We start from the raw sequence: 24,177 nt of genomic DNA, 5'->3' as shown, positions 1-24,177 counted from the left end.
TCGCGTGATATCAGATCCAGCCGCCTTCGAGCGCTATAGCAACACGGCCACCGAAAAGACGAACCTGCCGCGGCTGATAATTGGAACGGCAGTCGTCGTCCTGTTCTGGGTGGCGATCACCCTGGTTGTGGTGCTTGGCGGCACCTATGTCGCGATCGTCTGGCATGTATTGCCGGACGATCCGCGCGGGCCGCTTCAGGGCTTTCTGGCCTCGCCCATCGGCATACTCACCGCACTCACTTCGTTTACCGGCATCTGGCTCGGCCTCTGGCTTGCCATGCGTTTCGTCCATGGCGAGCCGCTCTCGGCGCTTTTCGGCGCCAGCCGCCGCGTGTCCTTGTCGGGCTTCCTCAAGGGCCTGGTCGCGGTGCTGATCACATCGGCGCTTTCCGAAATCCTGCTCTACTGGCTACAGCCCGAAATCGCCCGCGGCACGATCAACCTGTCGACCTGGCTGCTGTTCCTGCTCCCGATCGTGGCGCTGACCCTGCTGCAGACCTCGTCCGAGGAGATGCTGTTTCGCGGCTATCTGCTGCGCGGCCTGGCCAGGCGCTTCGAGAGCCCTTACGTGTGGGCGCTATTGCCCGCTTTGCTGTTCACCTCCTTGCATTGGAGCCCGGGCTCGACCCCCGCCATCAACGCCTGCGTGCTGGCCTCGATCGCCGCCTTCGCCTTGCTGTTGACGCTGGTGGTTTATGTCACCGGCAGTCTCGGCGCCGCCTTCGGCGCCCATCTCGGCAACAATCTCACCGGCTTCCTGCTGATCTCGCATCAGGAGAACTACAATTCCTTCGCCCTGTTCAACGCCAAGCCGCTGGAAGGTCCGGACTGGACGACGACGGATGCCGTCATCATCGCCGCCATCGGTATCGTCTGCACCTTGCTGACGATCCTGCTGCTTCTGCACCCGCGCTCGCCGCTGAAGGTTACGGCCGACCCTCGGGATGCAAGGTGAACTAAACAGGGACCGATCCAGAGACCGGGAAGCCGCCCTTGTCTTGACTCTTCGGCCGATTTCCTGTCTACAGCCCCGAAATCCGCGACGAGTATCCCTCCGAGCAAGCCGACCAGGACGCCAAAACCTTTTGAGGTGGGTGCTGTAAACAGATCCTGGAGGCCAACACCCGGCAGCGCTGAGCGCCCCCGGGTGCTTTTTGGTTTTGAGCTTTGCTTGGATGAGCGGCGCGAACGCACTACCTCTCGGGCACCATCGGGGTGCCTGAGAAAAGGAAACGGAATGTTTGAATCGCTGCAGGAGCGCACAAGAGGCGTGGAGGGCCATCGGCCCGACAGGGATCACCATGAATCCAAGGCGCTCTCGCGCGGCGGGTTGACCAATGTTTGAATCACTTCAGGAGCGCCTTGGCTCCATCCTGAACGGCCTGACAGGCCGCGGCGCGCTGTCGGAGGCTGATGTCTCGGCGGCGTTGCGCGAGGTGCGCCGTGCGCTGCTCGAAGCCGACGTTGCGCTGGAAGTGGTGCGTTCCTTCACCGACAAGGTGCGCGAGAAGGCCGTCGGCGCCGCCGTCGTCAAGTCGATCAAGCCCGGACAGATGGTCGTCAAGATCGTCCATGACGAGTTGGTCGACATGCTCGGCGCCGAGGGCGTCGCCATCGACCTCAATGCGCCGGCGCCGGTCGTCATCATGATGGTCGGCCTGCAGGGCTCCGGCAAGACGACGACCTCCGCCAAGATCGCCAAGCGCCTGACCGAGCGCCAGAACAAGAAGGTTCTGATGGCCTCGCTCGACACGCGGCGGCCCGCGGCGCAAGAGCAGCTGCGCCAGCTCGGCGAGCAGGTCAAAGTCGCGACCCTGCCTGTCATTGCGGGCCAGAACCCGGTCGACATCGCCAGGCGCGCCGTCCAGGCAGCCAAGCTCGGCGGTCATGACGTCGTCATCCTCGACACCGCCGGCCGCACCCATATCGATGAGCCGCTGATGGTGGAGATGGCCGACATCAAGAAGATGTCGAGCCCGCACGAAATCCTGCTGGTCGCGGATTCGCTGACCGGCCAGGACGCCGTCAACCTTGCCAAAAGCTTCGACGAGCGCGTCGGCATCACCGGCCTGGTGCTGACCCGCATGGACGGCGATGGCCGTGGCGGTGCCGCGCTTTCGATGCGAGCCGTCACCGGCAAGCCGATCAAGCTGATCGGCACCGGCGAAAAGATGGACGGGCTGGAGGAATTCCACCCCAAGCGTATTGCAGACCGCATCCTCGGCATGGGCGACATCGTCTCGCTGGTCGAAAAGGCCGCCGAAAACATCGACGCCGAGCAGGCGGCGGCGATGGCCAAAAAGATGCAGTCGGGCAAGTTCGACCTGAACGACCTTGCCGGCCAGCTTCAGCAGATGTCGAAAATGGGCGGCATGGGCGGCATCATGGGCATGATGCCCGGCATGGGCAAAATGAAGGACCAGATGGCGGCCGCCGGCCTCGACGACAAGATGTTCGGCCGCCAACTCGCCATCATCTCGTCGATGACCAAGGCCGAGCGCGCCAATCCGGACATGCTGAAACATTCGCGCAAGAAGCGCATCGCCGCCGGCTCAGGCACGGATGCGGCCGAGATCAACAAGCTCTTGAAAATGCATCGCGGCATGGCCGACATGATGAAGGCGATGGGCGGCAAGGGCAAAGGCGGCGGCCTGATGCGCGGCATGATGGGCGGCCTTGCCTCCAAGATGGGCCTCGGCGGCATGATGCCGGGTGGCCCCGGCGGCATGATGGGTGGCGGCATGCCCGACCTCTCCAAGATGGATCCCAAGCAGCTCGAAGCCTTGCAGAAGCAGATGCCCGGTCTTGGCGGCATGAAGGGCCGGCCCGCCCCGAGCGGCGGTGGCCTGCCCGGTCTGCCCGGCGGCATGAAGCTTCCCGGCCTTGGCGGCGGTGGTCTGCCCGGCCTCGGAAAGAAGAAGTGAGGACGCTATGAACGAAGAAAAAGACATGGCCGACGCACGCACCATCCTGGCCGGCTATCGCGCCTCGATCGACAACATCGACGCCGCCCTCATTCATATGCTGGCCGAGCGCTTCCGCTGCACCAAGGCGGTCGGCGTGCTCAAGGCCGAGCATGGCCTGCCGCCCGCCGACCCGGCGCGCGAGCAGGAGCAGATCACCCGCCTTCGCCAGTTGGCGAAGGACGCCCATCTCGACCCCGATTTCGCGGAAAAATTCCTCAACTTCGTCGTCCGCGAAGTGATCCGCCATCACGAGCAGATCGCCGCGTCCAACGGCGCAAGCAAAACCGGCTAACAAAGTGCATGTCGCCCAAAAGTGCGCAGCGGTTTTGGGACAACGACCTGCACCAGACAAAGCCATTAACCCAACACTGAGATCAGAAATTTTAGGAGAAATGAAATGCCCTTGAAGATCAGACTGGCCCGTGCGGGCTCGAAGAAGCGCCCTTACTACCACGTCGTCATCGCCGACGCCCGTTCGCCGCGCGACGGCCGGTTCATCGAGTCGATCGGCTCGTGGAACCCGCTGCTGCCCAAGGACGGCGAGCGCGTCAAGGTCGACGCCGACCGCGTCAAGCATTGGCTGTCGCACGGCGCCCAGCCGACCGACCGCGTGCTGCGCTTCCTCGATGAGGCCGGCCTCCTCAAGCGCGAAGCCCGCTCCAACCCGAAGAAGGCCGAGCCCGGCAAGAAGGCGCAGGAACGCGCCTCTCTGCTGAAGAAGGCCCAGGAAGACGCTGCCGCCGCCGTTGCCGCCGCTGCTGCAGCCCCGGCCGAAGCGGAAGCCGCCACCGCAGAATAAGCATCGCGTCATCGCATCGACAAAACGGCGGGCCTGTGCCCGCCGTTTTGCTAATGTGCGGCGATGTCATATGCGTTCGAACGAAAGATGACTGAGCGGACCGTCACGGAAGAGACCCTTTTCGGCGGCGTAGCCGGAACGCTGTTGCGATGCGCCGGCGCCACGACAGGCGTCGTCGTGCTCAGCGGATCGAGCGGCCGCATCGACGTCACCCGCGCCCGGCTCTTTGCCAAGGAACGAGCATCCGCTCTCGCGCTGCAATGGTTTGGCGGCGAAGGTCAGGTGCCCGGCATTTGCGAGATCCCGCTCGAAACGTTTTTCGCGGCGACCGACTATCTTGTCCAGATGGGATGCCGGCGCATCGTCTATGTCGGGACCTCGAAAGGCGCCGAGGCCTCCCTGCTTGCGGCGGCTCACGATCCACGCATCGGCCTCGTGGTTGCGATCAGCCCGACATCGGTGGTCTGGGGCAATATCGGGCCGGGCCGCGACGGCGTCAGCTGGCCGGAACGATCGTCGTGGACGCTCGAGGGGATTCCTTTGCCGTTTGTCCCAAGCAGTCCCGCTTGGAACGCTGAGTATGTCGATGGTCTGGTGTCCTACCGGGGGCTCTTCCTACGTGCCTTGCAAACCTTCAAGGACGCAGCGGCCAAGGCTGCCATTCCCGCCGAAGCTATTTCAGCCGACATTGTTCTGGTTGCGGGCGGCGACGACGCGCTATGGCCATCGCTGGATTTTGCCCAGTCGATCGTTCGGCGTCGCCAGGACACAGCAATGACCACCTGCCTCGTCTCAGTGCCCGACGCCGGCCACCGCATTCTGCTGCCGGGCGAAAACACGCCGCGCTCGGGGCTGCACGCCCATGGCGGCAATGACGACGCCGACACACGCCTGGGCCGCCTGGCTTGGGAGCATATCCGGGGATTGCTGTAGCGCAGGCAGCCATGGTCCAGCTGCCTTGGGCAACAGCGAAACCGGCGATCTATAGCCGCCGGTTTCCGATGTTGGACCTGGCTGTGTTCAATAACCGTCGGGGCAGCTGGCGATGTAGGTGCGCCCGTTGCGGCCGCGGTAGCGACATTGACCGCTTTCGCTGGCACGGCCGATCAGCGCGCCGGCCACGGCGCCGACGGCGCCGCCGACGACGGCGCCCTGAACCGGATCATTTGCCACAGCTGCGCCAACCGCCGCGCCGCCGAGGCCGCCGACCGCGGCACCCTTTTCGGTTTGCGAGCACGCACCCAGTGCGGTCGCCAGTACCAGAATGATCATCGCTCTTTTCATTATCGTTCCTCTCTCACGCGGATCGCCGTCCTCGCCGCCACGGCTCTAACTCCCAGACGGCTGATTTGATCCCGATGACGTGAGAGATCGCGGTGTCCGCGCCGGTCACATTCGTGCCGACCGCCGCCGAGCTTGTTGAAAATCCAGGCTTTTCTACCTTTCGGCTGCCTTTTTCAGATTGGCGAGGCCAGCCTCGAAATCCTTGCCGATCAGCGTATCGAAACTCATGAACAGGCCCATCAGCTTGGCAATGAAGGGCCGGCTGCCGCGCATTGCCCAGGTGACTGCGGTGGTGTCGCCCGAGGGCTTCAGGGTGAAGTCGACGCTGTTGCTGGCCCGGAACGGCTTCTCGAAGTCGAGCTTCAGCGACACCAGCGAGGATGGCACGGAATTGACGATCTCCATGCGTCCCTTGCCGGCCTTGGCATTGCCTTCCCAGGCGTAGGCGGCGCCCTTGCCGGCATCAGCGCCCGACAGCGTGCGCTTCATCAGCGGGTCGAGCTTTTCGTAGGGTGACCATTCCGGCCAGTGCTTGAAATTGTTGATCAGCGGAAAGATCGCTTCCGGCGCGGCCTTGATGCTGGCGGTGCGGGCGGTGACGAAATCATTCGACCTCGTCGCCGCATAGATGAGCACGGCGGCGATGATGACGACCAGGAGGATGAGAATGGTGCTGAGCATGTTTTTCTCCTCGCTTAACGGCTGAACGGGATCAGGGCGCGCACGCTTGGGTCGCGCAGATAGAGACCGCCCCACAGGATGATGCCGAGATAGACGCTAAACAGCGTGTGCGAAAACAACGGGCTGCCGACGCGCATATTTGTGGCGATGGCGCCGCCGAGATAGCCGGTGAGCAGGATGGCGCCGAGCACCGAGGTGCGGGGCAGCGCATAGAGCGCGGTCGAGATCAGCCCGATAATGCCGAGCGTGCGCGCGACATTGACATCGGCCGGCCAGCCGAGCGGCACCATGGTCTGGGTGACGACATCGAGCGGCGGCAGCTTGATGACGCCGTCGAAGATCATAAACAGGATGATGAGGCCGCTGAGCACGCGGCCGGTCCACAGGGCGCCCGATGAGACGGGCATGGTTTGAGAAATACTCACGGGTGTTCCCTCCTAAGCGGTTCGAGCCGTTTGCTGGCTTCGGACCAAGGACGAGCGATGGGGCGGCGATCCTACAGGGTGCGGATTCTTTTTGGGTAGCAGCAAGCAAAAGCCGCTGCGTGGCGATCCTTCACACCCCCCTCTGGCCTGCCGGCCATCTCCCCCGCAAGGGGGGAGATTACACGCTCGACCGCTTCGGCAATGTTCCATGAATGAGCGGAGCATCGAAACCGCCGATCTCCCTGGTTGCGGGGGAGATGCCCGGCAGGGCAGAGGGGGGCGCTGTCCCTCCACCTTGACGGACTATCGACATCCACCAGTCACGGCTATTGATAGGGCTGGGCGAGAGACGAGCGAATGGCCGGCGAGACTGATCTGAAAAAGCTGCTGGCGGCGATGACGCCGGAACTGCTGCCGGACGTCTACGTGTTCGCTACGCTCACACCTGGAATCAGCCGGCAGGCAGGCCTCGATCCCGTGATGGTCTTTCGCGAGCGCGAGGGTGTGACACTGATCGTGACCGAGGACGCGGCACGGGCGGCCGGGCTGACCGCTTCGTTCCGCTGCCGCATGATCACCCTGAACGTCCACTCCTCGCTGGAAGCCGTCGGCTTCCTCGCCGCCATCACCGCCCGGCTTGCCGCCGCCGGCATGGGCGTCAATCCGGTCTCTGCTTTCTATCATGACCATCTGTTCGTGCCCGCTGAGCGGGCCGAGGAAGCGATGGAGTTATTGCGCCAACTGGCCAAGGATAACGCCGGCTGAATATCAAGCTCGACGCACGTAGAGAATATCCGGCAGGCCTTCTTCGTTGGTGGTGCCCGCGCCGAACGCCTCGGGGCGAAAGCCATGGCGCTCGTAGAAGCGACGCGCGCCGGTGTTGGCCTGGAAGCAATGCAGTTTAACGATCCGTAGCGCGGCGGTCGCTTGCACCAGCAGCCGGCTGCCGATGCCTTGCCCCGTCCAGGCGGGGTCGAGATAGAGCTGTTCCACCCAATCGCCGCTCAGGGCAATGAAGCCGACAATGCCGGTGCCGGCCTCGGCGACCGTCACCTGCTGCCGGGACAGCACGATCTCGCGGATGAAGGCAAGATCCTCATCCGGCGTGTGGATGACCGGCATCCAGGAGAACGAGCCAAGTGCGGCCCGCATGACAATGGCGATGGTCGCGGCATCCAAAGCCGTGGCGGGGCGCAGCACGATTTTGGTGGGATCGTTCAAAGGCGTTTCTCAACAGAGGTCAGCGCTGCCCTCATCCCCCTGCCGGGACCTTCTCCCCGTGAACGGGGAGAAGGAAGGCTTCGGCCGAAGGCCGAGCCCGCGACTACGGGCCGCCGGCTTTCCGGCGCCCCGCGGAGGGCCAGCCGCGGCAGCGGCGATACGGCCCGTGAGCGATAAACGGAATCGGCCGAAGGCCGAACCCCGTGAGCGAAAACAAACCAGCCGTCAGGCCGCCTTCTTCTTCGGCTGGATCAGGCCGCGCTCGACCAGAAGCTCGGCGATCTGCACCGCGTTGAGCGCCGCGCCCTTGCGCAGATTGTCGGAGACGATCCACATCGACAGGCCGTTGTCGATGGTCGAATCCTCGCGGATGCGCGAGATGAAGGTGGCGTCCTCGCCGGCCGATTCCAGCGGCGTGATGTAGCCGCCATCCTCGCGCTTGTCCAAGACCTGGCAGCCCGGCGCTTCGCGCAGGATATCGCGCGCCTCGTCGGCGGTGATCGGCTTTTCGAACTCGATGTTGACGGCTTCGGAATGGCCGATGAACACCGGCACGCGCACACAGGTCGCCGTCAGCTTGATCTTGGGGTCGAGCATCTTCTTGGTCTCGGCGACCATCTTCCACTCTTCCTTGGTCGAGCCGTCGTCGAGGAAGACGTCGATGTGCGGAATGACGTTGAAGGCGATGCGCTTGGTGAACTTCTTGACCTCGACGCCATCGGCGACGAACACCGCGCGGGTCTGTGTAAAGAGTTCGTCCATGCCTTCCTTGCCGGCGCCCGATACCGATTGATAGGTGGCGACGACGACGCGCTTGATGGTGGCGACATCGTGCAGCGGCTTCAGCGCCACGACCAGCTGCGCCGTCGAGCAGTTCGGATTGGCGATGATGTTCTTGCGGGTGAACAGCGAGATCGCATCCGGGTTCACTTCCGGCACGATCAGCGGCACGTCCTGGTCGTAGCGGAAGGCCGACGAGTTATCGATGACGACGCAGCCCTGCTTGCCGATCTTCGGCGACCACTCCTTGGAGACGTTGCCGCCGGCCGACATGATGCAGATGTCGGTGTCGGAAAAATCATACTGGTCGAGCGTCTTGACCTTCAGCGAACGGTCGCCGAACGACACTTCGGTGCCCTGGCTGCGCCGCGAGGCCAGCGCCACGACTTCGCTTACCGGAAAGCCGCGCTCTTCCAGTATGTTGAGCATTTCGCGCCCCACATTGCCCGTGGCGCCGACTACCGCAACTTTGAAACTCATCAGAAATCTCCTGTCCCTCTCCGCTTGGTTTTTGGAGAAAACCCGCCGGCCAATGCGGGTTTTGTCCCCCGGGCCGGACCCGGGAGAGGGTGGTTAGGCCAAGGGAATCACACCGTTTTGGTGGTGGTTTTGGCCATAGTTTTGCTGGAACGGTAAGACGCGCCAACGCGCCCGGCTCCATGATTGTGGCCGGGGAAGTCGAATGCAAGAAGAGCCATCAGAAGGCCGCGCATCGAAAATGATCCCGTTCGATGCCGGCTTTTACGCGGTTTGCGTCAGGAGTCAATTGCGGCCAGGCACACGCCTGCCCTGTACAATAGCGGCCGCAAGAAGTACGAACGCCCAAATAGTGTTTGGCTGGCGTGCGTCAGCCCCGGCATGTGCTCCATGATGAGCCCAGACCCTGAATTCCGAAAGAGTGAGATGTCCAATTTCGAAGCTATTGTTCCTGCGCTGGCAGAAGCGCTGGAAAAACGCGGCTATACCGAGCTGACGCCAGTGCAGAAGGCCGTGCTGGAGCTCGGCGAGTCCGACGCTCTGGTGTCGGCGCAGACCGGCTCAGGCAAGACCGTCGCCTTCGGCCTCGCTTTGGCACCGACCCTTCTTGGAAGTGCCGAACGTTTTGACCAGGCTGGCGCACCGCTGGCGCTGGCCGTGGCGCCGACGCGCGAGCTCGCTCTGCAGGTGATGCGCGAATTGCAATGGCTCTACGCGCCGACCGGCGCCACCGTCGCGTCCTGCGTCGGCGGCATGGACATGCGCTCCGAACGGCGCGTGCTGGAGCGCGGCGCCCACATCGTCGTCGGCACGCCCGGCCGCCTGCGCGACCACATCACCCGCAACTCCCTCGACATGTCGGCGCTGAAAGCCGTGGTGCTGGACGAGGCCGACGAGATGCTCGACCTCGGCTTTCGCGAGGACCTCGAATTCATCCTCGATGCCGCACCGGCTCAGCGCCGCACGCTGATGTTTTCGGCCACCGTGCCGCGCTCGATCGCCACGCTGGCGCAAGGCTATCAGCGCGACGCCTTACGCATCTCGGCCGGCGGCGAGGAAAAGCAGCATCTCGATATCGAATACCGGGCGCTGAATGTCGCCTATCCCGACCGCGAGAACGCCATCATCAACGTGCTGCGCTTTTACGAGGCGAAGAACGCGCTGGTGTTCTGCAACACCCGCGCCGCCGTCAATCATCTGACGGCACGCTTCAACAACCGCAATTTTTCCGTCGTCGCACTGTCGGGCGAGCTCAGCCAGAACGAACGCACCCACGCGCTGCAGGCGATGCGCGACGGACGCGCCAAGGTCTGCATCGCCACGGATGTCGCCGCGCGCGGCATCGACCTGCCCAATCTCGAACTGGTCATCCATGCCGATCTGCCGACCAATCCCGAAACGCTGCTGCATCGCAGCGGCCGTACCGGCCGCGCCGGCCGCAAGGGTGTCAGCGCGCTGATCGTGCCCAACGGCGCCCGCAAGCGCACCGAGCGCCTGCTGCAGAATGCAGGGCTGAAGGCGACATGGGCGAGCCCGCCCTCGGCCGACGACGTGATCAAGCGCGACGACGAGCGCATCCTTGCCGATCCAGCCTTCGACGAGCCGGTGGCCGAGGACGAGCGCGGCTTCATCGACGCGCTTCTGGCCAGGCATGGCGCCGAACAGATTGCGGCCGCCTTCGTGCGCCAATGCCGCGCCAGCCGCTCGGCGCCCGAGGAACTGACGGAGGTCGCGGCCTTCACGCCGTCGCGAGACAGACCGGCGGGCGAAAAATTCGAACGCCGCGATGAAGCGCCAAGCCGGCGCGACGACTTCGGCGACAGTGTCTGGTTCTCGCTGTCGATCGGGCGCAAGCAGAATGCCGAGCCGCGCTGGCTGATCCCGATGCTGTGCCGCACCGGCAACATCTCCAAGCGCGAGATCGGCTCCATCAAGATGCAGCAGGATGAGACCTACGTGCAGATCGCGGCCGACTGGGCCGATCGCTTCCTCGCTGCCATCGGCCCCGACAAGAAGCTGCAGGGCAACATTGCGGTGAAGCGCCTGGACGGCACGCCCGACCTGTCGCGGGCCGGCTACCAGGCGCCGAAGCCCGACAAGAAGCCGCATCGCGGCAAGCGCCCGTTCGAGGCGCCGCAAAGCGCACACAAGCCGAAATTCGAGAAGCGGGAACGGCCCGCCGGCGATGCAAAGCCTTGGGCCGGGAAACCGAAATTCGACAAGGTGGGACCGCCGAAGAACAAGAAGCCGAAGAAGCGGCCGGTTTGAGGCTCTTATCGGCCAATTACAAATGCAGGCGCTGCCCCTCATTGCCCTGCCGGGCATTTCTCCCCGTATAGTGACGGGAGAAAGGGCGGACCGCAGCCTTGGCGCTCTTCTTGCAGCGTTGGCGATTGGCGGAATCGTCGGCAACAGCGACCCCTCTCCCCGTCACTATACGGGGAGGGGATGCCGGCAGCCAGGTGAGGGGCAGCGCCAACGCACCGGAAAATAAAGCAACTCATGCCTGAACCGTTTGCCCTCCATTTCGTCCACCCGCTTGCAGTCCGCCGCAACTTTGAACAGTCTGTGCCTGCACGGGGGCGAGGCTAAATGCGCGGCGAAGTTCTTCACTATGACGAGGCCCAGGGTTTCGGCTTCATCACCGGGGCGGACGGCAACCGCTACACCTTCGCGCGCGAGGATCTGCGCCGTGATACCGTGATCGCGAACGGCGCCGTGGTCGAGTTTCTGCCGGCAAGCGGTCAGGCGCGCGACGTTTTTTCAATCCGCGCCCAGCCCGCCAGTCCCGCCACCGCTGCGCCAGCGGCAAGCGCCGCGCCGCCCAAGGCGGCTGCCGCTTCAGCCGCGCCACAGCATTTCGGCCGCCTGGCGGAAGACGGCGCGGTTCGCGATAGCGGACTGCCGGGTTATTTCTGGCGAGGCGTGACGCGCAACTACATCAACTTCGCCGAACGCGCCCGCCGCAAGGAATTCTGGGGCTACTGCCTGTTCTGGACCGTCAGCTTCATCCTGGTCGGAATTGCCGGCGCCCTCGCCGACCAGGCCGTCGGCAATTTCGATGCCGGCAACTGGCCGATTGTGATGATCGGCGTCTGGGGGCTGTTTTGGCTGGCGACGTTCCTGCCCTGGGTCGGGCTCGTCGTGCGCCGCTTGCACGACATCGGCCTGACCGGCTGGCTGGCAATACCTTACTTCGCAATCACCTTCATGTTCGCTCCGGCTACGCTGATCCTCGCGCTGATCCTCGGATTGATCCCGACCCAAGGCCACGAAAACCAGTGGGGGCCGGTGCCGCAGGGGGTCAGGGTTTAGTCGCGACGGCATCAGTTAGGGGTGGAAACGCGGCACTTTGGTTTGCGCCGTTGCAGGCCTGCTCGTTTAGCGACACGTCTCGCTGTGTGGGGAATGCTCCAGTTTATGTTACGTTTGAGCGAACAGCAGGCCGCCGGGGCGGACTTTCATGTCATCCGATGTCGAGTACTTAAAGAATTACATTCCCGAAACCCTCTACGTGCACCCAGGCCGAGAGGGGGCTTATGCAACGCTAGTATCCGAAGACGAAACGTTACTTGCCGAGGTCGAGGTGACACCCCGATCGCGGCTGGCAGTGTCGGTTTTCTATGTCAAGGACAAGAAGGATTTTGGTACGTTCAAGCTAACGAAGCTGAAATTTCACAAGACCTACGGCTGGCAAGAAGACGGCAGCCTTCAGCTCAACAACTTCCAACTGTCGCACCTGAGGCAGTTTGTTTCTCTGCTGGCTGCGCTCGACCTAAGCGACGTGAAGAAGGTGCGCATCGGTCTCAGCAACATTCAGTTGGAGACCTTAAAAACACTTCTCGCGAGTTCGCGCGGTGATGAGCTTTTGAAAGGGCTGTCTAACGCACCAGAACTCCACGCTGATATCTATGCTGTGGCCGCTAAACGCGAGGCGCTACGCGAGTTCGAAAACAATCTGAACAACCGTGTTTCCGAAGCCGATTGGCAGGGTTTTTTCGAACGCAATACATGGATATTCGGACACGGGCTTAATTACGTTTTCCTCGACAAAGTCGCCAAGAAGCTGGAGGCAACAACGACCGGCAGCGCATTCGACCATGCCGGAAAGCGCGCGGATGGACTGATGCACACTCGCGCCGAGGTAAGCCAGTACGTTCTGATCGAAATAAAACGGAACATGACCGAGCTTCTGCAGTCGGATTTCTACAGAGCCGGTTGTTGGGCGGTGTCCGACGAATTATCAAGCGCCGTAACCCAAGTACAGAAAACGACCTTTGAGTTCACACGCAACCGATTCCGCGACCGCCAGAAAGACGGCCAAGGTAACGATCAGAATGGCTATCTCTACGCGGTGGACCCGAAAAGCTACCTAATCGTCGGCAATTTATCGGAGATAGCGGGGAACGACGACAAGATCGCCTGCTTCGAGCTTTATCGACGCAACATCCGCGCGCCCGAGATCATCACGTTTGACGAGCTGTACCATCGGGCAAAGTGCATCGTAGAGAACATCAGCCACGAGACAACTGAACCCTCACCCAACAACGAGATCCCGTTTTAGGTGTGACCGGGGTAGACCGCCGATCAGCCAAGGAACTTGGCGATGATGGCATCGCCCATTGCGACAGTGCCGACTTCGGTCATGCCCTCGGACAAAATATCCTTCGTCCGGAGCCCGTCGTCGAGCACGGCGGCTATTGCGCCTTCGAGCTTGTCGGCCTCATCGACCATCCCGAACGAATATCGCATGCACATGGCAAACGACGCGATCATGGCGATCGGGTTGGCGATGCCCTGTCCCGCAATGTCGGGCGCCGAGCCATGCACCGGCTCGTACAGCGCCTTGCGCTTCTTGGTCTTCACATCGGGCGCGCCGAGCGAGGCCGACGGCAGCATGCCGATCGATCCGGTCAGCATGGCGGCGATGTCGGACAGCATGTCGCCGAACAGATTGTCGGTGACGATGACGTCGAACTGCTTTGGCCAGCGCACCAGCTGCATGCCGCCGGCATCGGCCAGCATGTGGTCGAGCTTGACGTCGGCATAGCGAGTCTTCTGGGTCTGGGTGACAACCTCGTTCCACAGCACCCCGGATTTCATGACGTTGCGCTTTTCCATCGATGTCACGTGGTTCTTGCGCGTGCGCGCCAGCTCGAAGGCGACGCCCGAAATCCGCTCGATCTCGAACGTATCGTAGACCTGCGTGTCGATGCCGCGCTTCTGGCCGTTGCCGAGATCGATGATCTGCTTGGGCTCGCCGAAATAGACGCCGCCGGTAAGCTCGCGCACGATCAATATGTCGAGGCCTTCGACCACCTCCTGCTTCAGCGAAGAGGACGCGGCCAGCGCCGGATAGCAGATGGCGGGCCGGAGATTGGCGAACAGCTCCATATCCTTGCGCAGCCGTAGCAACCCGGCCTCGGGACGCACCTCGTAAGGCACCTTGTCCCATTTCGGCCCGCCAACGGCGCCGAACAGAACCGCATCCGCAGCCATCGCCTTTGCCATGTCGGCGTCGGAAATCGCCGCGCCATGTGCGTCGTAAGCACAGCCGCCGACCAAGCCTTCATCAGTGGCAAAACCGCTGCCGAGCTTTGCGTTCATGGCCGCGATCAGCTTCTTCACCTCGGCCATCGCCTCGGGGCCGATGCCGTCGCCGGCGAGCAGGAGAAGATTTTTCGAAGCCATGGAGAACCGTCCGATGCTGTTTGGAGAAACCGCGGCCTTGCTAAACGCCAAGAGCTTGCGGCGCAAGGGGATGAAGAACGCTACGACGGCGCCCGCCTCTCAAGACCTGGGTTCCTCGCCGTGGCCAGAGGCGGGGGAGAGGAACAAATCACTTGTGCGACAAAATATTCACCAACCGGCCGAACGGATCGCGCACATAAAACCGCCGTACGCCCCACGGCTCGTCGGCCGGACCGTATTCGACGGCAAAGCCGGCGGCCTTCATGCCTTGCAGCGCCGCATCGACATCGTCGACCTCGATGGAGAGGTCCGGCACCGGCGTGCCGGAGCCGCCCTGGGCCATGAAGCTGATCTGCACCTGCATCCGTTCGTCGGACCCGTAGGTGACGATCCAGCCCTGATCCATCAGCACATCGAGGCCAAGCACGTCCTGATAGAAGCGTTTCGCCGCCGCCGCGTCCTGCGTCCCGATATTGGCTACGATGCGCCGGACCGTCATGGCTTTGGCCTCCTCAAGCCGTGCGCCGCAGCGCCGTGACTTCGATCTCGATCTTCATTTCCGGCTTGTTGAGCTGGCACACGATCATCGTCGCCGCCGGCCTGATCTCGCCGAAAGCCTCGCCGAGGATGGGGAAGACGACGTCCGCGATGGCCTGGTCGGTGATGTAGTAATGCGCCCGCACCACATCGGCCATGTCGAAGCCGCCATCCCTCAGCGCCTCGGCGATGGTCGCCAGGCAATTGCGCGTCTGCGCCTCCACCGTTTCCGGCATGGCCATCGTCGCATAGTCATAGCCGGTGGTTCCCGAGACGAAGCACCAGTCGCCCTGCACCACCGCGCGCGAATAGCCGGCGGTTTTTTCGAAGGGCGAACCGGTGGAGATGAGTGTGCGCATGGAGCCTCGCTGTGGTTTCGGACACTTTGCAGGAAAAGGGCCGGCCAAGCCATGGGCCAAGTCAGGTGCAAATCTTGGTCGTCGGCGGGACAGCACCCCCCTCTGGCCTGCCGGCCATCTCCCGCTCAAGGGGGGAGATTAGCAGTTCGGACGCCTTTCTCGCTTTCCACATTTGCGATTGGCGAAAGCCAGAGTGACGTCTGATCTCCCCCCTTGAGCGGGAGATGCCCGGCAGGGCAGAGGGGGTGTGACGGATCGCGACGGAACAAGCATGAACACCGAGTGTTCGCCGCGCTGCCGCGAACTCTAGTTCCCCGACTCCTGCGCCTTGTCCATTGCTTCCTTCACATCCGCAGGCCAGGTCTTCACGTCAGGCCACGCCTGCGGCTCGCCATTGTCGCCGCGCCGGGCGAAGTAGAGCGTGTGCTTGGCCGGGTCGACCGCCATGAAACCGTCATTGCTGCCGCATGCGTGCGGCACGCAGCCGGTGGCGTAGAAGGCGCCCGACGCCGTCTTTTCGGTGCCGCCGCCGACCAGCAGGCTGGTCGCCATGTCGGGCATGGTGTCGCCGAGTAGCGTCTGCGCCGCCTTGTAGACGGCCTCATTGTGGAAGGCGTCGATGATGTTCTGGTATTTGGCCGGATCGACGTCCTTCCAGTCCGTACCCGGCTCCGGCGCGTAGGTCAGGTCGCCCGAGATCGTCAGCCCGTCGCTGGGCGACCATTGCAGCGCTTGCTTCGTATCGCCCGGCAACAGATACGGCACGAAATAGATGGCGTTGTCGGCCACCGCCGCCGGCGGCGCGCCGCATTCGTCCTGTTCGACCTTGAGGCTTTCTATCTCGCCGCCTTCCGGCTTCCAGACGATGACCTTGGCCGGGCCGCACTGGTTGCCGCCGTCGCCGACATCGACCAGCGCCACGTCGACGCCGCCGACCTTGACTGTTCTGTCGAAGAACACGTCGTAATTGCTGGCCAGCTGCTTGCCGTCATAGGCCAGCACCTTTTCGCCATCCTGCTCCGGCTGGGTGATGGTCAGCTGCCCGCCCTCGAACGGGACCGGCCCCTGGCTGTCATCGTCCGCCAGGGCCGCATTGCTCGACGCGCCCGGATCGGCGGCGGACGGATCTTCTGCCGGCACGAGGACCGTGTCGGTCTGTGCTTGCGCGCCGGCCACCGGCATCAGCATCCACGCCAGCGCGCAGGCGCCGGCAAGAAGAAAACGTGTCATGACTGTCCCCTCCGTTCAGCCGCCACGAACCCGGCTTTGTGGCGGCCGGGCCATCTCGTACCACTCAGGCCCAAGGACGCTCGGCAGCGTTCTTCTTCTCGAACGAGGCGATGGCGCCGGCCTTCTCCATGGTCAGGCCGATATCGTCGAGACCGTTCAGCAGGCATTGGCGCTTGAAGTCGTCGAGGTCGAAGGTGACCACGCCGCCGTCGGGGCCGCGGATTTCCTTGGCCTCGAGGTCGACCGAAACCGTCGCATTGGAGCCGCGCGAGGCGTCGTCCATCAGCTTCTCCAGATCTTCCGGACTGACGGTGATCGGCAGGATGCCGTTCTTGAAGCAGTTGTTGTAGAAAATGTCGGCGAACGACGTCGAGATGACACAGCGAATGCCGAAATCGAGCAGCGCCCACGGCGCGTGTTCGCGGCTCGAACCGCAGCCGAAATTGTCGCCGGCGACCAGGATCTGCGCCTTGCGGTAGGCTGGCTTGTTGAGCACGAAGTCGGGGTTTTCCGAGCCATCGTCCTTGTAGCGCATTTCGGCGAACAGGCCGCTGCCGAGCCCGGTGCGCTTGATCGTCTTGAGATAATCCTTGGGGATGATCATGTCGGTGTCGACATTGACGATCGGCATCGGTGCGGCGACGCCGGTGAGCTTGGTGAATTTTTCCATGGCTTTTGCCCGTTCTTGATCGAATTCGTTGCGTCAGGGTTTGCTGCGCCCGGTTTACACAAAGCCGCCGGCAAATAAAAGGCAACTGTTGGTGCGCGGCCCGATCGAAAGATCGGCGGCAAACGTCTTTAAAACCGGCCGCCGCTGGTGCACCTTGCGCCCATGACCACACAATCGAATATTATCTATGCCAGTGAGCCTGAGCTCGACGTCGCTGAATTCCGCCGCGTGCTGGTCGAATCCACGCTCGGCGAAACACGCCCCGTCGATGACGACGCCCGGCTGCAGGCGATGCTTTCGGGCGCGAACCTGGTGCTGACGGCGCGGCTCGACATCGAAGGCAGGCCGCTGATAGGCGTTATCAGGGCCATCACCGACTTTTCCTGGGTGTGTTATGTCTCAGAGCTCGCCGTATCCCAATCTGCGCAAGGCCTCGGTATCGGCAAGGGCCTGATGGACGCGGCCCGCCGGCAGCTTGGGCCTTCGGTCGCCATCAGCCTGATCTCGATGCCCGACGCAGTCGGCTTCTATGAGCGTATCGGCATGACGCGAATGGCCGACGCGTTCTGGTTCTCTCGCGAGGGCTGACGAGCGTCGAGCGCAATTGCCGATCGGGTTGGGCAGTCAAGGCGGGCAAGGTTCTCGGCAATGCGGAACGGTGTTCAGGACCCCGCGGAGCAACGCCTCCTTGTCGCCCTTGATCCGCGCTTCATCCGGTCCACATCCCCAGCATGGGAAATCGCCGATCTCTCATAGGCACCGCCGGCTGGGGAATTCCGTCTCGATACAAGGCTGACTTTCCGCAGCCCGGGTCGCATCTCGAACGTTACGGAAAACGCTTTCCGGTCGTCGAGATCGACACCTCGTTCTACAAGCCGCACCGCCGCGAGACCTATGAGCGCTGGACGCACGCCGTGCCGGAGCACTTCCGCTTCGCGGTCAAGGCGCCGAAGAGCATGACCCATGAGCATCGCCTCGCCGATTGCGAGGGGCTGACAGAGGACTTTCTCGGGCAGGTCGAAGGTCTCGGCGAAAAGCTGAGCGTGCTTCTGGTGCAGCTGCCGCCAAGCCTGCCCTTCGAGCCGGAGGTCGCCGGCGGCTTCTTCAACATGTTGGGCAGGCGTAGCCTGGCAAGGCTGGCATGCGAGCCGCGCCATCCCAGCTGGTTCGGCGCCGAGGCCGACGCACTCCTTGTTGACAACCGGATCACGCGCGTTGCCGTTGACCCGACCCCGGTTGCGGAGGCAGCAGGGCCGGGTGGCTCGCCCGGCCTTGCCTATTTCCGCTGGCACGGCGCGCCGCGCATCTACCATTCGGGTTACGATGCCGAAACGCTCGACCGGTTTGCGCGGCAAGTGGAAGCAGCGGCCGCTTCCGGTGCCGAGGTCTGGGGCATTTTCGACAACACGGCTGCCGGGCATGCACTGGGCAACGCGATGGCTGTCAGTGCGATGGTTGCTTAGACTCTCGCGGGACAGCACCCCCCTCTGGCCTGCCGGCCATCTCCCCCGCAAGGGGGGAGATCAGATGCCGCGACCGCTTTCGCCAATCGCCGACGTTGCAAGAATGGCGCCTTCGCCGAAGCTGCCAATCTCCCCGCTTGCGGGGGAGATGCCCGGCAGGGCAGAGGGGGTGGGCGGGAACTCGACAGTGAGCTTTTGCCGCCTCAAATCACGTTCAATTCCCGAAACGCCCTTCCCTCAGCCACTCTGGCGTACCCAAACGCCGAGCAATCCACCGTCCGATACCCGCCATGCACCAACAACTCCGCCAGCGCCTTGCCGACCGCCGGCGCCTGTTGCAGGCCGTGGCCGGAAAATCCGTTGGCGAAGATGAAATTGCCGACCTCTGGATGCGGCCCGATCACGGCGTTCTGGTCGAGCGTGTTGTAGTCGTAATGGCCTGCCCAGGCGCGGGTCGGCTTGATCGCCTCGAAGGCGGGGATGCGGGTTGCCAGCACGGGCCAGATCACCTCTTCGAACAGCGGCCAGTCGACGTCGAAATCCCTGGGGTCGGCGGGGCCATCGCCCTCCTCCGGTTCGGCGCCGCCGGTGAGATAGACCGAGCCTTCCGGCCTGACATAGATGCCGGAGGGATCGACCAGCAGCGGCATGTCGGCGTATTTTTCCCGCGCCTCGAAGACGAAGACATTGCGCTTGCGCGGCTCGACCGGCAGCGCGAGCCCGGCAAGAGCGGCGATCTTGCCGGCGTTTGGACCAGCGGCGTTGACGACGATGCCGGCTTCCAGCTTTTCGCCAATGTCGAGGCGCACGCCGGTAACGCGGTTGGCCTGGCGCTCGATGCCGGTGACATCGGCGGCGATGAAATCGACTTGTCTGTCACGCAATGCCTTGCGAAACAGCGTCAGCATGGCATGCGCGTCGAACCAGCCCTCGCCGGTGCGGCCGAAGGCGCCGGCGCTGATGCCTTCCGTCGACAGCCAGGAAAAACGCTTTGCCAGCTGGTCGGCATCCTCGAGCAGAATGTCGGCGCCCTCTGCGACCTGCGCTTCGTGATTGGCTTTCAGGATCGGCAGCCCGGCCTCGCCGGCCAGGATCAGATAGCCGCCCTCGCGAAAGCCGATATCGGCATCGGCGCCGAAGGTCTCCTTCAGCCGCCGGAACAGGTTTAGCGTGAACTGCGACAGCCGGATGTTTTCCGGGATCGAGAATTGCTGACGGATCGAGGCCATGGACAGCGTCGTTGCCGCATGGGCGAATTGCGGATCGCGTTCGATCAGCGCAATCGAGCCGGTAAAGCCTTCCTCGCGCAGATAATAGGCGACAGAGGAGCCGACGATGGCCCCGCCGATGATGACAATGTCGTAGCGCACGTTTTCTCCGATCCGGCCGCCGGTATGCTTCACGCCGCCGGCACAATGATCTCGAAGCGCGTGCCGCGTCCGGAGTCAACCAGCGCGATCGTGCCATCATGCGCTTTCAGGAGGGCCAGCACGATGCCGAGGCCCATGCCGGTGCCGCCGGACTCACGGCGCGTGGTGAAGAACGGCTCGAAAATGCGGGCCCTGTTGCTCGGCGAAATACCGGCGCCGTCATCGCTGACCGCAACGGTCGCCTTGCCGTCGGCGGTGGCCGCAGAGAGAAGAACCTGGGTGGCTCCGTGCCTGGCCGAATTGTCGATCAGATTGGCAAGCACGATCGCCGCATTCTCGGCTGATATCCGCAGGCCGATTTCGCCACCCGCCTCAATGTTGACCGCCAGCCGGCCATCGACCGGAAGCAGCGCCAGCGCTGCATCGAGCGATGTGCTTTCGCCGCTCGGCGCCAGATTTTCGGCGCGCGCCAGGTCGAGCAGGCGACGCACCAGCAGATTGAGCCGGCCGGCGTCATTGACGATGTTGCCGGAGAACCGCTTGCGCTCGGCGGCATCCATCGCCTCGCCGGAATCGCGCAGCAGCTCGGCCGCGCCCTGGATCGCCGTCAGCGGCGATTTGAGCTCGTGCGAGACATGGGTGGCAAAAGTCTGGATGCTGTCGGAGCGCGCTTGCAGCTTTTCGGCCATGTCGAGAAAGGCGGCGGACAGCTCCGCCATTTCGCGCGTGCCGTGATGGTCGAGCGGCCGGATCGCGTCGCGGTCGCCGGCGGCGATGCGCCTGGTGCGCTCCATCAGCGCGTAGATCGGCCGGCTGACGGTGCGCAGGAAGACCAGCGCGATCAGCAGCGTGCCGAACAGCATGGCAATGGCCGCCAGCGTCACCTTGCCGCGTTCGCCATAGAGATGTTTGACGATGTTGTTCGGCGTCCGGGAGAGATAGATCACGCCGGCGACGTGGCCAGCGACCGCAATCGGCATGGCGACGAAGACACGAACTTTCGTGCCGCGGCTGACCGAATAGAGCGGCGGCGGCGGCTGATCGGGGATTCGTTGCCTCAATGCGCTGGCATAGCGGCCGGCAAGGGCCTCGCGCACCTCCTCGACATTGGCCAGGGATAGTCCGACCTCGTCGCGCCCGGCAATGACGACGCCCTTGGGATCGAGCAGCCGGAAGCCGGCCAGCGTGGTTTTTTGCGTCGTGTCGAGAATGCCGGACAGTCGCGCGCCGATGGCCGTGAAGGCTGGATCGGTGGCGGCGGCAATGCCGGCGGGCCGGGTCGGCAGCAGATAGTCGGAAGCGAGATCGAGGCTCGGCTCGATCGGCTGGTAAGGCGAGTCGTCGCCGCGGCTGGCATCGCCGCTGTCAGCCTGCATCGGCACCCCTAGCTTCTCCGGGGCAATGGCGGCGTCACTGATATTCTGTGCATAGATGGCGGCGATGACGGCGCCTTGCGCGATCAACTCGCCCTCGGTCTGGCGGATCAGCTGGTTTTCATAAAGCCGGAAGAAGAACAGGCCGACCAGCGGCAGCGCCAGCACCATGATGAGGATGGCGAGAACCACCGTGGCCAGCCTTGGCCGCCATTTGGTGCCGATCCATTTGGCGTCGCTCAGGCGCCGCATCGGCCGAGCCGGAAACCGACACCATGCACGGTTTCAATGGCGTCGAGACAGCCCGCCGCCGCCAGCTTGGCGCGGATGTTGCGGATGTGGCTATCGACGGTACGGTCGGCGACGTGGATGTTGGCGGCATAGGCGCTGGCGACCACCAGGTCGCGGCCCAGCACATGCGCCGGCCGTGCCAGAAATCCCCTGAGGATCGAGAATTCGATCGCCGTCAGCGCCAGCGCCTTGCCGTCGAAACTGGCGCCGTGGCTGGCCGGCGCCAGGCTGAGCTTGCCATGCGCGAAGTTCTTGTCGTCGGCGGGGTCGGGCGCCACCGGGCGGGCGCGGCGCAGGATGACGTTGACGCGCGCCACCAGTTCGCGCGGGCTGAACGGTTTCGTCACGTAGTCGTCGCCGCCCATTTCGAGCCCGAGGATGCGGTCGATTTCCTCGTCGCGCGCGGACAGGAACAGAACCGGCACGTCGGAGCGCTGCCTCAGCCGCCGGCAGACTTCCAGCCCGTCCATCTCCGGCATGCCGATGTCGAGCACGACGAGATCGGGCACGCGGCGCTCGATCGCCTGCAGGGCCGCGGCGCCGTCGGACACGGCCTGCGTCTTCATCCCGGCCTTTTCCAGCGCAAAGCAGATGATCTCGCGTATGTGCGGATCGTCGTCGGCGACCAGGATCTGATGCGGCATGGATCTAACGGTCCGGCACTAAAGGTTGCGAGGGCTGGGTAGGTGGAGGAAGCACGAGCGGACCTCTCTTGTCGAGAACCTGCACGAGCCTCCAGCCGCGAAAGCTCCAGGCGCGCCACTGCTTCTGCTCGGCGATAGTGTCGTCGATCATCATTTGGTCGGCCAGATAGGTGGTTTGGTTTCCGAATTGGTGCATGTAGAGGCGGTCCAGCGCCGGCATGGCGGCAGCGCCGAGCGAGCGCAGATATTCGGTATCGATAGGCGTGCCGTCGCCGGTCATTTCAAGGGAATGGTCGACATTGAAATTGGCGATCGTTGCGGCGAAGTTGATGAAGCAGCAGGCATAAAGCGTCGCCGATAGCGTCGCAAGATTGGCGGAGAGCAGCCATTCGTTGGATTTTCCAACCGCGATGCGGGCAATGATCAGTGCAAGCCCTGACGCCACCAACCCCATCCAGACGAAGGCGGCGATGCGCCAGTAGGTCAGTGCATAGACGCCGATATAGAGATCGAGCCTGAGAATCGACGAGATGACCAGCACGATGTTCTGCGCCACCCAGGCATAGACCAGCCGGCGGATCAGCGGATCGCCTGAGGTTTCGCTGCCCGGCCGCAGCGCCGCCAGCACGAAGCCGGCGGCCAGCAGCGCGGTGGCGATCAGTGGATAGGCGCCGCGATGCGCATAGGCGGCATAGCTCAACCCGTCCGGCAGGGCGACCCCACCCCAGAGATAGGCTGCGTCGAGCCCGGTCTGCAGCGCAAACAAGGCGTTGAAGACGATCAGCGCGCGCAGGATCGCGGCCTTGCCGAAGACGACGGCCTCGATCGTTGTCGCTGGTTTAGTCGCGGCCGGTGCGGCCACGGCTGCAGGCGGCGTCAAAGGTGGAAGGCGGCGCGGGAAACGCGGCAGGCGAGGCCGCAGGAAAGCCCAGACGCCGGCGATCACGAACAGCCAGAAGACGATCCGCGCCAGTTGGATGAGATCGAGCAGCTTCATCAGGTCGATCAGCGACAGCCAGTATTCGATGACCGGATTGGCGGCGCCGAACAAGAACAGGAACACCGCGCCCAGCGTCACCGGCATGACCCAGACGATGATGGACGCCAGGCGGATGCGGCGGCCGCCAAGCCGGCGCACCGTGCGGCGCCATTGGAAAAAGTCACGGATAAGGCGCAGCGGCGCCGCCAGCAGGAACAGCGCCACCTGGCCGGCAATGCGGGCGATGCCGTGCCGTAGCCGCCCGGACAGGGACAGCGCAAACACCACCAGCGCCACGACAGCTATCGCCACCGACAGCGGGCTGACGTTCTCGGCCAGCGGCAGCAGCGCGACGAACAAAGCGGCCGGCTTGAGCCAGGGTCGGGTGGATTTCAGCGCGGCAGGATGCACAGCGACCACCGCGCCGGCGATCAGGATGGCAAACAGCAGCACCGTGATCCCGGCGGGCTGGCCGTAAAAGAAAAAATCCGCCAGCGCCACGAGCAGGACGGCGATGCCGAAGCGGCTGGAAAAGCTTGCAAACGATGTCATGCGCGGATTTTCCTGATGGGCTGGGTCCGCTCGGCCGGTGGGCGGATAAAAGGGAGCAGGCTCGCTTCCAGGTACGGGCGGGCCTGCGTCCGGGGCGGATCGACCAACCACCAGCTTTCGCTGCGCAGGCGATAGGGCAAGGACCAAAGGTGAGCGTTTCGCTGTTGCATGCCGCTGTTGTCGCGGGCTCGCATGGAAACGGCGGGGCGGAGCGGAGGAGGTTTTCCGCAGGGAAGTGCAGTTTTCGTGCAGGACCTGCGCTTACGGCCGGGGCGCTGCCCGCCATCTTTCCGGACGTTGGCGCTGTCCCAGCCAGGCTCCTTTCCTCTCCCTCAGGAGGGGGGAGAGGTGGCTCGGCGAAGCCGAGACGGAATGGGGGAACCAC

At 63.7% G+C, this 24,177-nt stretch carries 25 protein-coding genes; 11 read left to right on the top strand and 14 right to left on the bottom strand.

What is annotated here, in order from left to right; translation table 11 throughout:
- Positions 1–4 precede the first annotated feature (4 nt).
- The 5 genes from NKJ77_RS23140 to NKJ77_RS23120 all read left to right on the top strand — a co-directional run bounded on the left by NKJ77_RS23140 (position 5) and on the right by NKJ77_RS23120 (position 4,698).
- On the top strand, positions 5–955 hold the full coding sequence (locus NKJ77_RS23140) for a CPBP family intramembrane glutamic endopeptidase (RefSeq protein WP_352535811.1): 951 nt from the start codon (positions 5–7) through the stop codon (positions 953–955).
- Between the two features lie 382 nt (positions 956–1,337).
- On the top strand, positions 1,338–2,924 hold the full coding sequence (gene ffh / locus NKJ77_RS23135; protein ID WP_023831885.1) for a signal recognition particle protein: 1,587 nt from the start codon (positions 1,338–1,340) through the stop codon (positions 2,922–2,924).
- Positions 2,925–2,931: 7 nt separating this feature from the next.
- Positions 2,932–3,258: a chorismate mutase gene (locus NKJ77_RS23130; protein ID WP_023671706.1), complete on the top strand. Its 327-nt coding sequence runs from the start codon at positions 2,932–2,934 to the stop codon at positions 3,256–3,258.
- 105 nt (positions 3,259–3,363) lie between these two features.
- Complete coding sequence (gene rpsP, locus NKJ77_RS23125) at positions 3,364–3,765, top strand: 30S ribosomal protein S16 (protein WP_023671705.1); 402 nt, start codon at positions 3,364–3,366, stop codon at positions 3,763–3,765.
- Positions 3,766–3,852: 87 nt separating this feature from the next.
- A complete protein-coding gene (locus NKJ77_RS23120; RefSeq protein ID WP_023831886.1) occupies positions 3,853–4,698 on the top strand; it encodes an acyl-CoA thioester hydrolase/BAAT C-terminal domain-containing protein in 846 nt (281 codons plus the stop codon).
- An 87-nt stretch (positions 4,699–4,785) separates the two neighbouring features.
- On the opposite strand, the gene NKJ77_RS23115 is transcribed toward NKJ77_RS23120, so the two are convergent.
- The 3 genes from NKJ77_RS23115 to NKJ77_RS23105 all read right to left on the bottom strand — a co-directional run bounded on the left by NKJ77_RS23115 (position 4,786) and on the right by NKJ77_RS23105 (position 6,155).
- Positions 4,786–5,049, bottom strand: a complete 264-nt coding sequence (locus tag NKJ77_RS23115) for a YMGG-like glycine zipper-containing protein (protein WP_023687657.1) — start codon at positions 5,047–5,049, stop codon at positions 4,786–4,788.
- A gap of 153 nt (positions 5,050–5,202) precedes the next feature.
- Entirely contained in the window at positions 5,203–5,730 is a 528-nt protein-coding gene (locus tag NKJ77_RS23110) for an SRPBCC family protein (protein WP_023831887.1), read from the bottom strand.
- Positions 5,731–5,744: 14 nt separating this feature from the next.
- Positions 5,745–6,155, bottom strand: coding sequence for a DoxX family protein (locus NKJ77_RS23105; RefSeq protein ID WP_023687655.1), 411 nt, complete (start codon positions 6,153–6,155; stop codon positions 5,745–5,747).
- A gap of 357 nt (positions 6,156–6,512) precedes the next feature.
- Between NKJ77_RS23105 and NKJ77_RS23100 the strand changes: the two genes are divergently transcribed.
- Entirely contained in the window at positions 6,513–6,920 is a 408-nt protein-coding gene (locus NKJ77_RS23100) for an ACT domain-containing protein (RefSeq protein WP_023671700.1), read from the top strand.
- A 3-nt stretch (positions 6,921–6,923) separates the two neighbouring features.
- On the opposite strand, the gene NKJ77_RS23095 is transcribed toward NKJ77_RS23100, so the two are convergent.
- Both NKJ77_RS23095 and NKJ77_RS23090 read right to left on the bottom strand, forming a co-directional pair.
- Entirely contained in the window at positions 6,924–7,376 is a 453-nt protein-coding gene (locus NKJ77_RS23095) for a GNAT family N-acetyltransferase (RefSeq protein ID WP_023671699.1), read from the bottom strand.
- A 225-nt stretch (positions 7,377–7,601) separates the two neighbouring features.
- Positions 7,602–8,636 carry an aspartate-semialdehyde dehydrogenase gene (locus NKJ77_RS23090; RefSeq protein ID WP_023671698.1) on the bottom strand — a complete coding sequence of 345 codons (1,035 nt, stop codon included), beginning with the start codon at positions 8,634–8,636 and terminating at the stop codon, positions 7,602–7,604.
- A gap of 423 nt (positions 8,637–9,059) precedes the next feature.
- Between NKJ77_RS23090 and NKJ77_RS23085 the strand changes: the two genes are divergently transcribed.
- The 3 genes from NKJ77_RS23085 (at position 9,060) to NKJ77_RS23075 (ending at position 13,197) form a co-directional block, all read left to right on the top strand.
- Complete coding sequence (locus NKJ77_RS23085; protein ID WP_352535810.1) at positions 9,060–10,901, top strand: DEAD/DEAH box helicase; 1,842 nt, start codon at positions 9,060–9,062, stop codon at positions 10,899–10,901.
- Between the two features lie 324 nt (positions 10,902–11,225).
- The gene (locus NKJ77_RS23080) at positions 11,226–11,948 is read left to right on the top strand and encodes a DUF805 domain-containing protein (RefSeq protein ID WP_352535809.1); all 723 of its coding nucleotides are present in this window, start codon (positions 11,226–11,228) and stop codon (positions 11,946–11,948) included.
- A gap of 148 nt (positions 11,949–12,096) precedes the next feature.
- Complete coding sequence (locus tag NKJ77_RS23075; protein ID WP_352535808.1) at positions 12,097–13,197, top strand: Shedu immune nuclease family protein; 1,101 nt, start codon at positions 12,097–12,099, stop codon at positions 13,195–13,197.
- Between the two features lie 23 nt (positions 13,198–13,220).
- Here the strand turns inward: NKJ77_RS23075 and leuB are convergent, their stop codons facing one another.
- From leuB to leuD, 5 genes are all read right to left on the bottom strand, one after another.
- Complete coding sequence (leuB, locus tag NKJ77_RS23070) at positions 13,221–14,324, bottom strand: 3-isopropylmalate dehydrogenase (RefSeq protein ID WP_352535807.1); 1,104 nt, start codon at positions 14,322–14,324, stop codon at positions 13,221–13,223.
- A gap of 148 nt (positions 14,325–14,472) precedes the next feature.
- Positions 14,473–14,823, bottom strand: a complete 351-nt coding sequence (locus NKJ77_RS23065; RefSeq protein WP_023671691.1) for a VOC family protein — start codon at positions 14,821–14,823, stop codon at positions 14,473–14,475.
- A gap of 13 nt (positions 14,824–14,836) precedes the next feature.
- Positions 14,837–15,220: a RidA family protein gene (locus NKJ77_RS23060; protein WP_023699291.1), complete on the bottom strand. Its 384-nt coding sequence runs from the start codon at positions 15,218–15,220 to the stop codon at positions 14,837–14,839.
- Between the two features lie 306 nt (positions 15,221–15,526).
- Positions 15,527–16,450 carry an Ivy family c-type lysozyme inhibitor gene (locus tag NKJ77_RS23055; protein ID WP_023715741.1) on the bottom strand — a complete coding sequence of 308 codons (924 nt, stop codon included), beginning with the start codon at positions 16,448–16,450 and terminating at the stop codon, positions 15,527–15,529.
- Between the two features lie 64 nt (positions 16,451–16,514).
- A complete protein-coding gene (leuD, locus tag NKJ77_RS23050; RefSeq protein ID WP_023715740.1) occupies positions 16,515–17,120 on the bottom strand; it encodes a 3-isopropylmalate dehydratase small subunit in 606 nt (201 codons plus the stop codon).
- A gap of 162 nt (positions 17,121–17,282) precedes the next feature.
- Between leuD and NKJ77_RS23045 the strand changes: the two genes are divergently transcribed.
- On the top strand, positions 17,283–17,708 hold the full coding sequence (locus tag NKJ77_RS23045) for a GNAT family N-acetyltransferase (protein ID WP_023831890.1): 426 nt from the start codon (positions 17,283–17,285) through the stop codon (positions 17,706–17,708).
- Positions 17,709–17,851: 143 nt separating this feature from the next.
- Positions 17,852–18,583, top strand: coding sequence for a DUF72 domain-containing protein (locus NKJ77_RS23040; RefSeq protein WP_023831891.1), 732 nt, complete (start codon positions 17,852–17,854; stop codon positions 18,581–18,583).
- 203 nt (positions 18,584–18,786) lie between these two features.
- On the opposite strand, the gene NKJ77_RS23035 is transcribed toward NKJ77_RS23040, so the two are convergent.
- From NKJ77_RS23035 to NKJ77_RS23020, 4 genes are read right to left on the bottom strand one after another with little or no spacing between them, the layout of a single operon-like run.
- Complete coding sequence (locus NKJ77_RS23035; RefSeq protein WP_023824386.1) at positions 18,787–19,953, bottom strand: NAD(P)/FAD-dependent oxidoreductase; 1,167 nt, start codon at positions 19,951–19,953, stop codon at positions 18,787–18,789.
- A gap of 29 nt (positions 19,954–19,982) precedes the next feature.
- Complete coding sequence (locus NKJ77_RS23030; protein WP_023694560.1) at positions 19,983–21,578, bottom strand: sensor histidine kinase; 1,596 nt, start codon at positions 21,576–21,578, stop codon at positions 19,983–19,985.
- Entirely contained in the window at positions 21,566–22,261 is a 696-nt protein-coding gene (locus NKJ77_RS23025; protein ID WP_023736741.1) for a response regulator transcription factor, read from the bottom strand. Before NKJ77_RS23025 ends, NKJ77_RS23030 begins: the two co-directional genes overlap by 13 nt.
- 4 nt (positions 22,262–22,265) lie before the next feature.
- The gene (locus NKJ77_RS23020) at positions 22,266–23,792 is read right to left on the bottom strand and encodes a DUF4153 domain-containing protein (protein WP_023805911.1); all 1,527 of its coding nucleotides are present in this window, start codon (positions 23,790–23,792) and stop codon (positions 22,266–22,268) included.
- Between the last annotated feature and the right edge of the window lie 385 nt (positions 23,793–24,177).

This window comes from Mesorhizobium sp. M0052 (assembly GCF_040323255.1).
GTDB lineage: Bacteria > Pseudomonadota > Alphaproteobacteria > Rhizobiales > Rhizobiaceae > Mesorhizobium.
Note: the sequence above shows the minus strand (reverse complement) of the source record. Positions and strands in the feature narration are given on the sequence as shown.

Excerpts from the sequence above, each read along its gene's own strand:
- ffh (WP_023831885.1), top strand. The coding sequence starts at position 1,338 with ATGTTTGAATCACTTCAGGAGCGCCTTGGCTCCATCCTGAACGGCCTG.
- NKJ77_RS23130 (WP_023671706.1), top strand. The coding sequence starts at position 2,932 with ATGAACGAAGAAAAAGACATGGCCGACGCACGCACCATCCTGGCCGGC.
- rpsP (WP_023671705.1), top strand. The coding sequence starts at position 3,364 with ATGCCCTTGAAGATCAGACTGGCCCGTGCGGGCTCGAAGAAGCGCCCT.
- NKJ77_RS23120 (WP_023831886.1), top strand. The coding sequence starts at position 3,853 with ATGACTGAGCGGACCGTCACGGAAGAGACCCTTTTCGGCGGCGTAGCC.
- NKJ77_RS23115 (WP_023687657.1), bottom strand. The coding sequence starts at position 5,049 with ATGAAAAGAGCGATGATCATTCTGGTACTGGCGACCGCACTGGGTGCG.
- NKJ77_RS23110 (WP_023831887.1), bottom strand. The coding sequence starts at position 5,730 with ATGCTCAGCACCATTCTCATCCTCCTGGTCGTCATCATCGCCGCCGTG.
- NKJ77_RS23100 (WP_023671700.1), top strand. The coding sequence starts at position 6,513 with ATGGCCGGCGAGACTGATCTGAAAAAGCTGCTGGCGGCGATGACGCCG.
- NKJ77_RS23090 (WP_023671698.1), bottom strand. The coding sequence starts at position 8,636 with ATGAGTTTCAAAGTTGCGGTAGTCGGCGCCACGGGCAATGTGGGGCGC.
- NKJ77_RS23085 (WP_352535810.1), top strand. The coding sequence starts at position 9,060 with ATGTCCAATTTCGAAGCTATTGTTCCTGCGCTGGCAGAAGCGCTGGAA.
- NKJ77_RS23080 (WP_352535809.1), top strand. The coding sequence starts at position 11,226 with ATGCGCGGCGAAGTTCTTCACTATGACGAGGCCCAGGGTTTCGGCTTC.
- NKJ77_RS23075 (WP_352535808.1), top strand. The coding sequence starts at position 12,097 with ATGTCATCCGATGTCGAGTACTTAAAGAATTACATTCCCGAAACCCTC.
- leuB (WP_352535807.1), bottom strand. The coding sequence starts at position 14,324 with ATGGCTTCGAAAAATCTTCTCCTGCTCGCCGGCGACGGCATCGGCCCC.
- NKJ77_RS23065 (WP_023671691.1), bottom strand. The coding sequence starts at position 14,823 with ATGACGGTCCGGCGCATCGTAGCCAATATCGGGACGCAGGACGCGGCG.
- NKJ77_RS23060 (WP_023699291.1), bottom strand. The coding sequence starts at position 15,220 with ATGCGCACACTCATCTCCACCGGTTCGCCCTTCGAAAAAACCGCCGGC.
- NKJ77_RS23055 (WP_023715741.1), bottom strand. The coding sequence starts at position 16,450 with ATGACACGTTTTCTTCTTGCCGGCGCCTGCGCGCTGGCGTGGATGCTG.
- leuD (WP_023715740.1), bottom strand. The coding sequence starts at position 17,120 with ATGGAAAAATTCACCAAGCTCACCGGCGTCGCCGCACCGATGCCGATC.
- NKJ77_RS23045 (WP_023831890.1), top strand. The coding sequence starts at position 17,283 with ATGACCACACAATCGAATATTATCTATGCCAGTGAGCCTGAGCTCGAC.
- NKJ77_RS23040 (WP_023831891.1), top strand. The coding sequence starts at position 17,852 with ATGGGAAATCGCCGATCTCTCATAGGCACCGCCGGCTGGGGAATTCCG.
- NKJ77_RS23030 (WP_023694560.1), bottom strand. The coding sequence starts at position 21,578 with ATGCGGCGCCTGAGCGACGCCAAATGGATCGGCACCAAATGGCGGCCA.
- NKJ77_RS23025 (WP_023736741.1), bottom strand. The coding sequence starts at position 22,261 with ATGCCGCATCAGATCCTGGTCGCCGACGACGATCCGCACATACGCGAG.
- NKJ77_RS23020 (WP_023805911.1), bottom strand. The coding sequence starts at position 23,792 with ATGACATCGTTTGCAAGCTTTTCCAGCCGCTTCGGCATCGCCGTCCTG.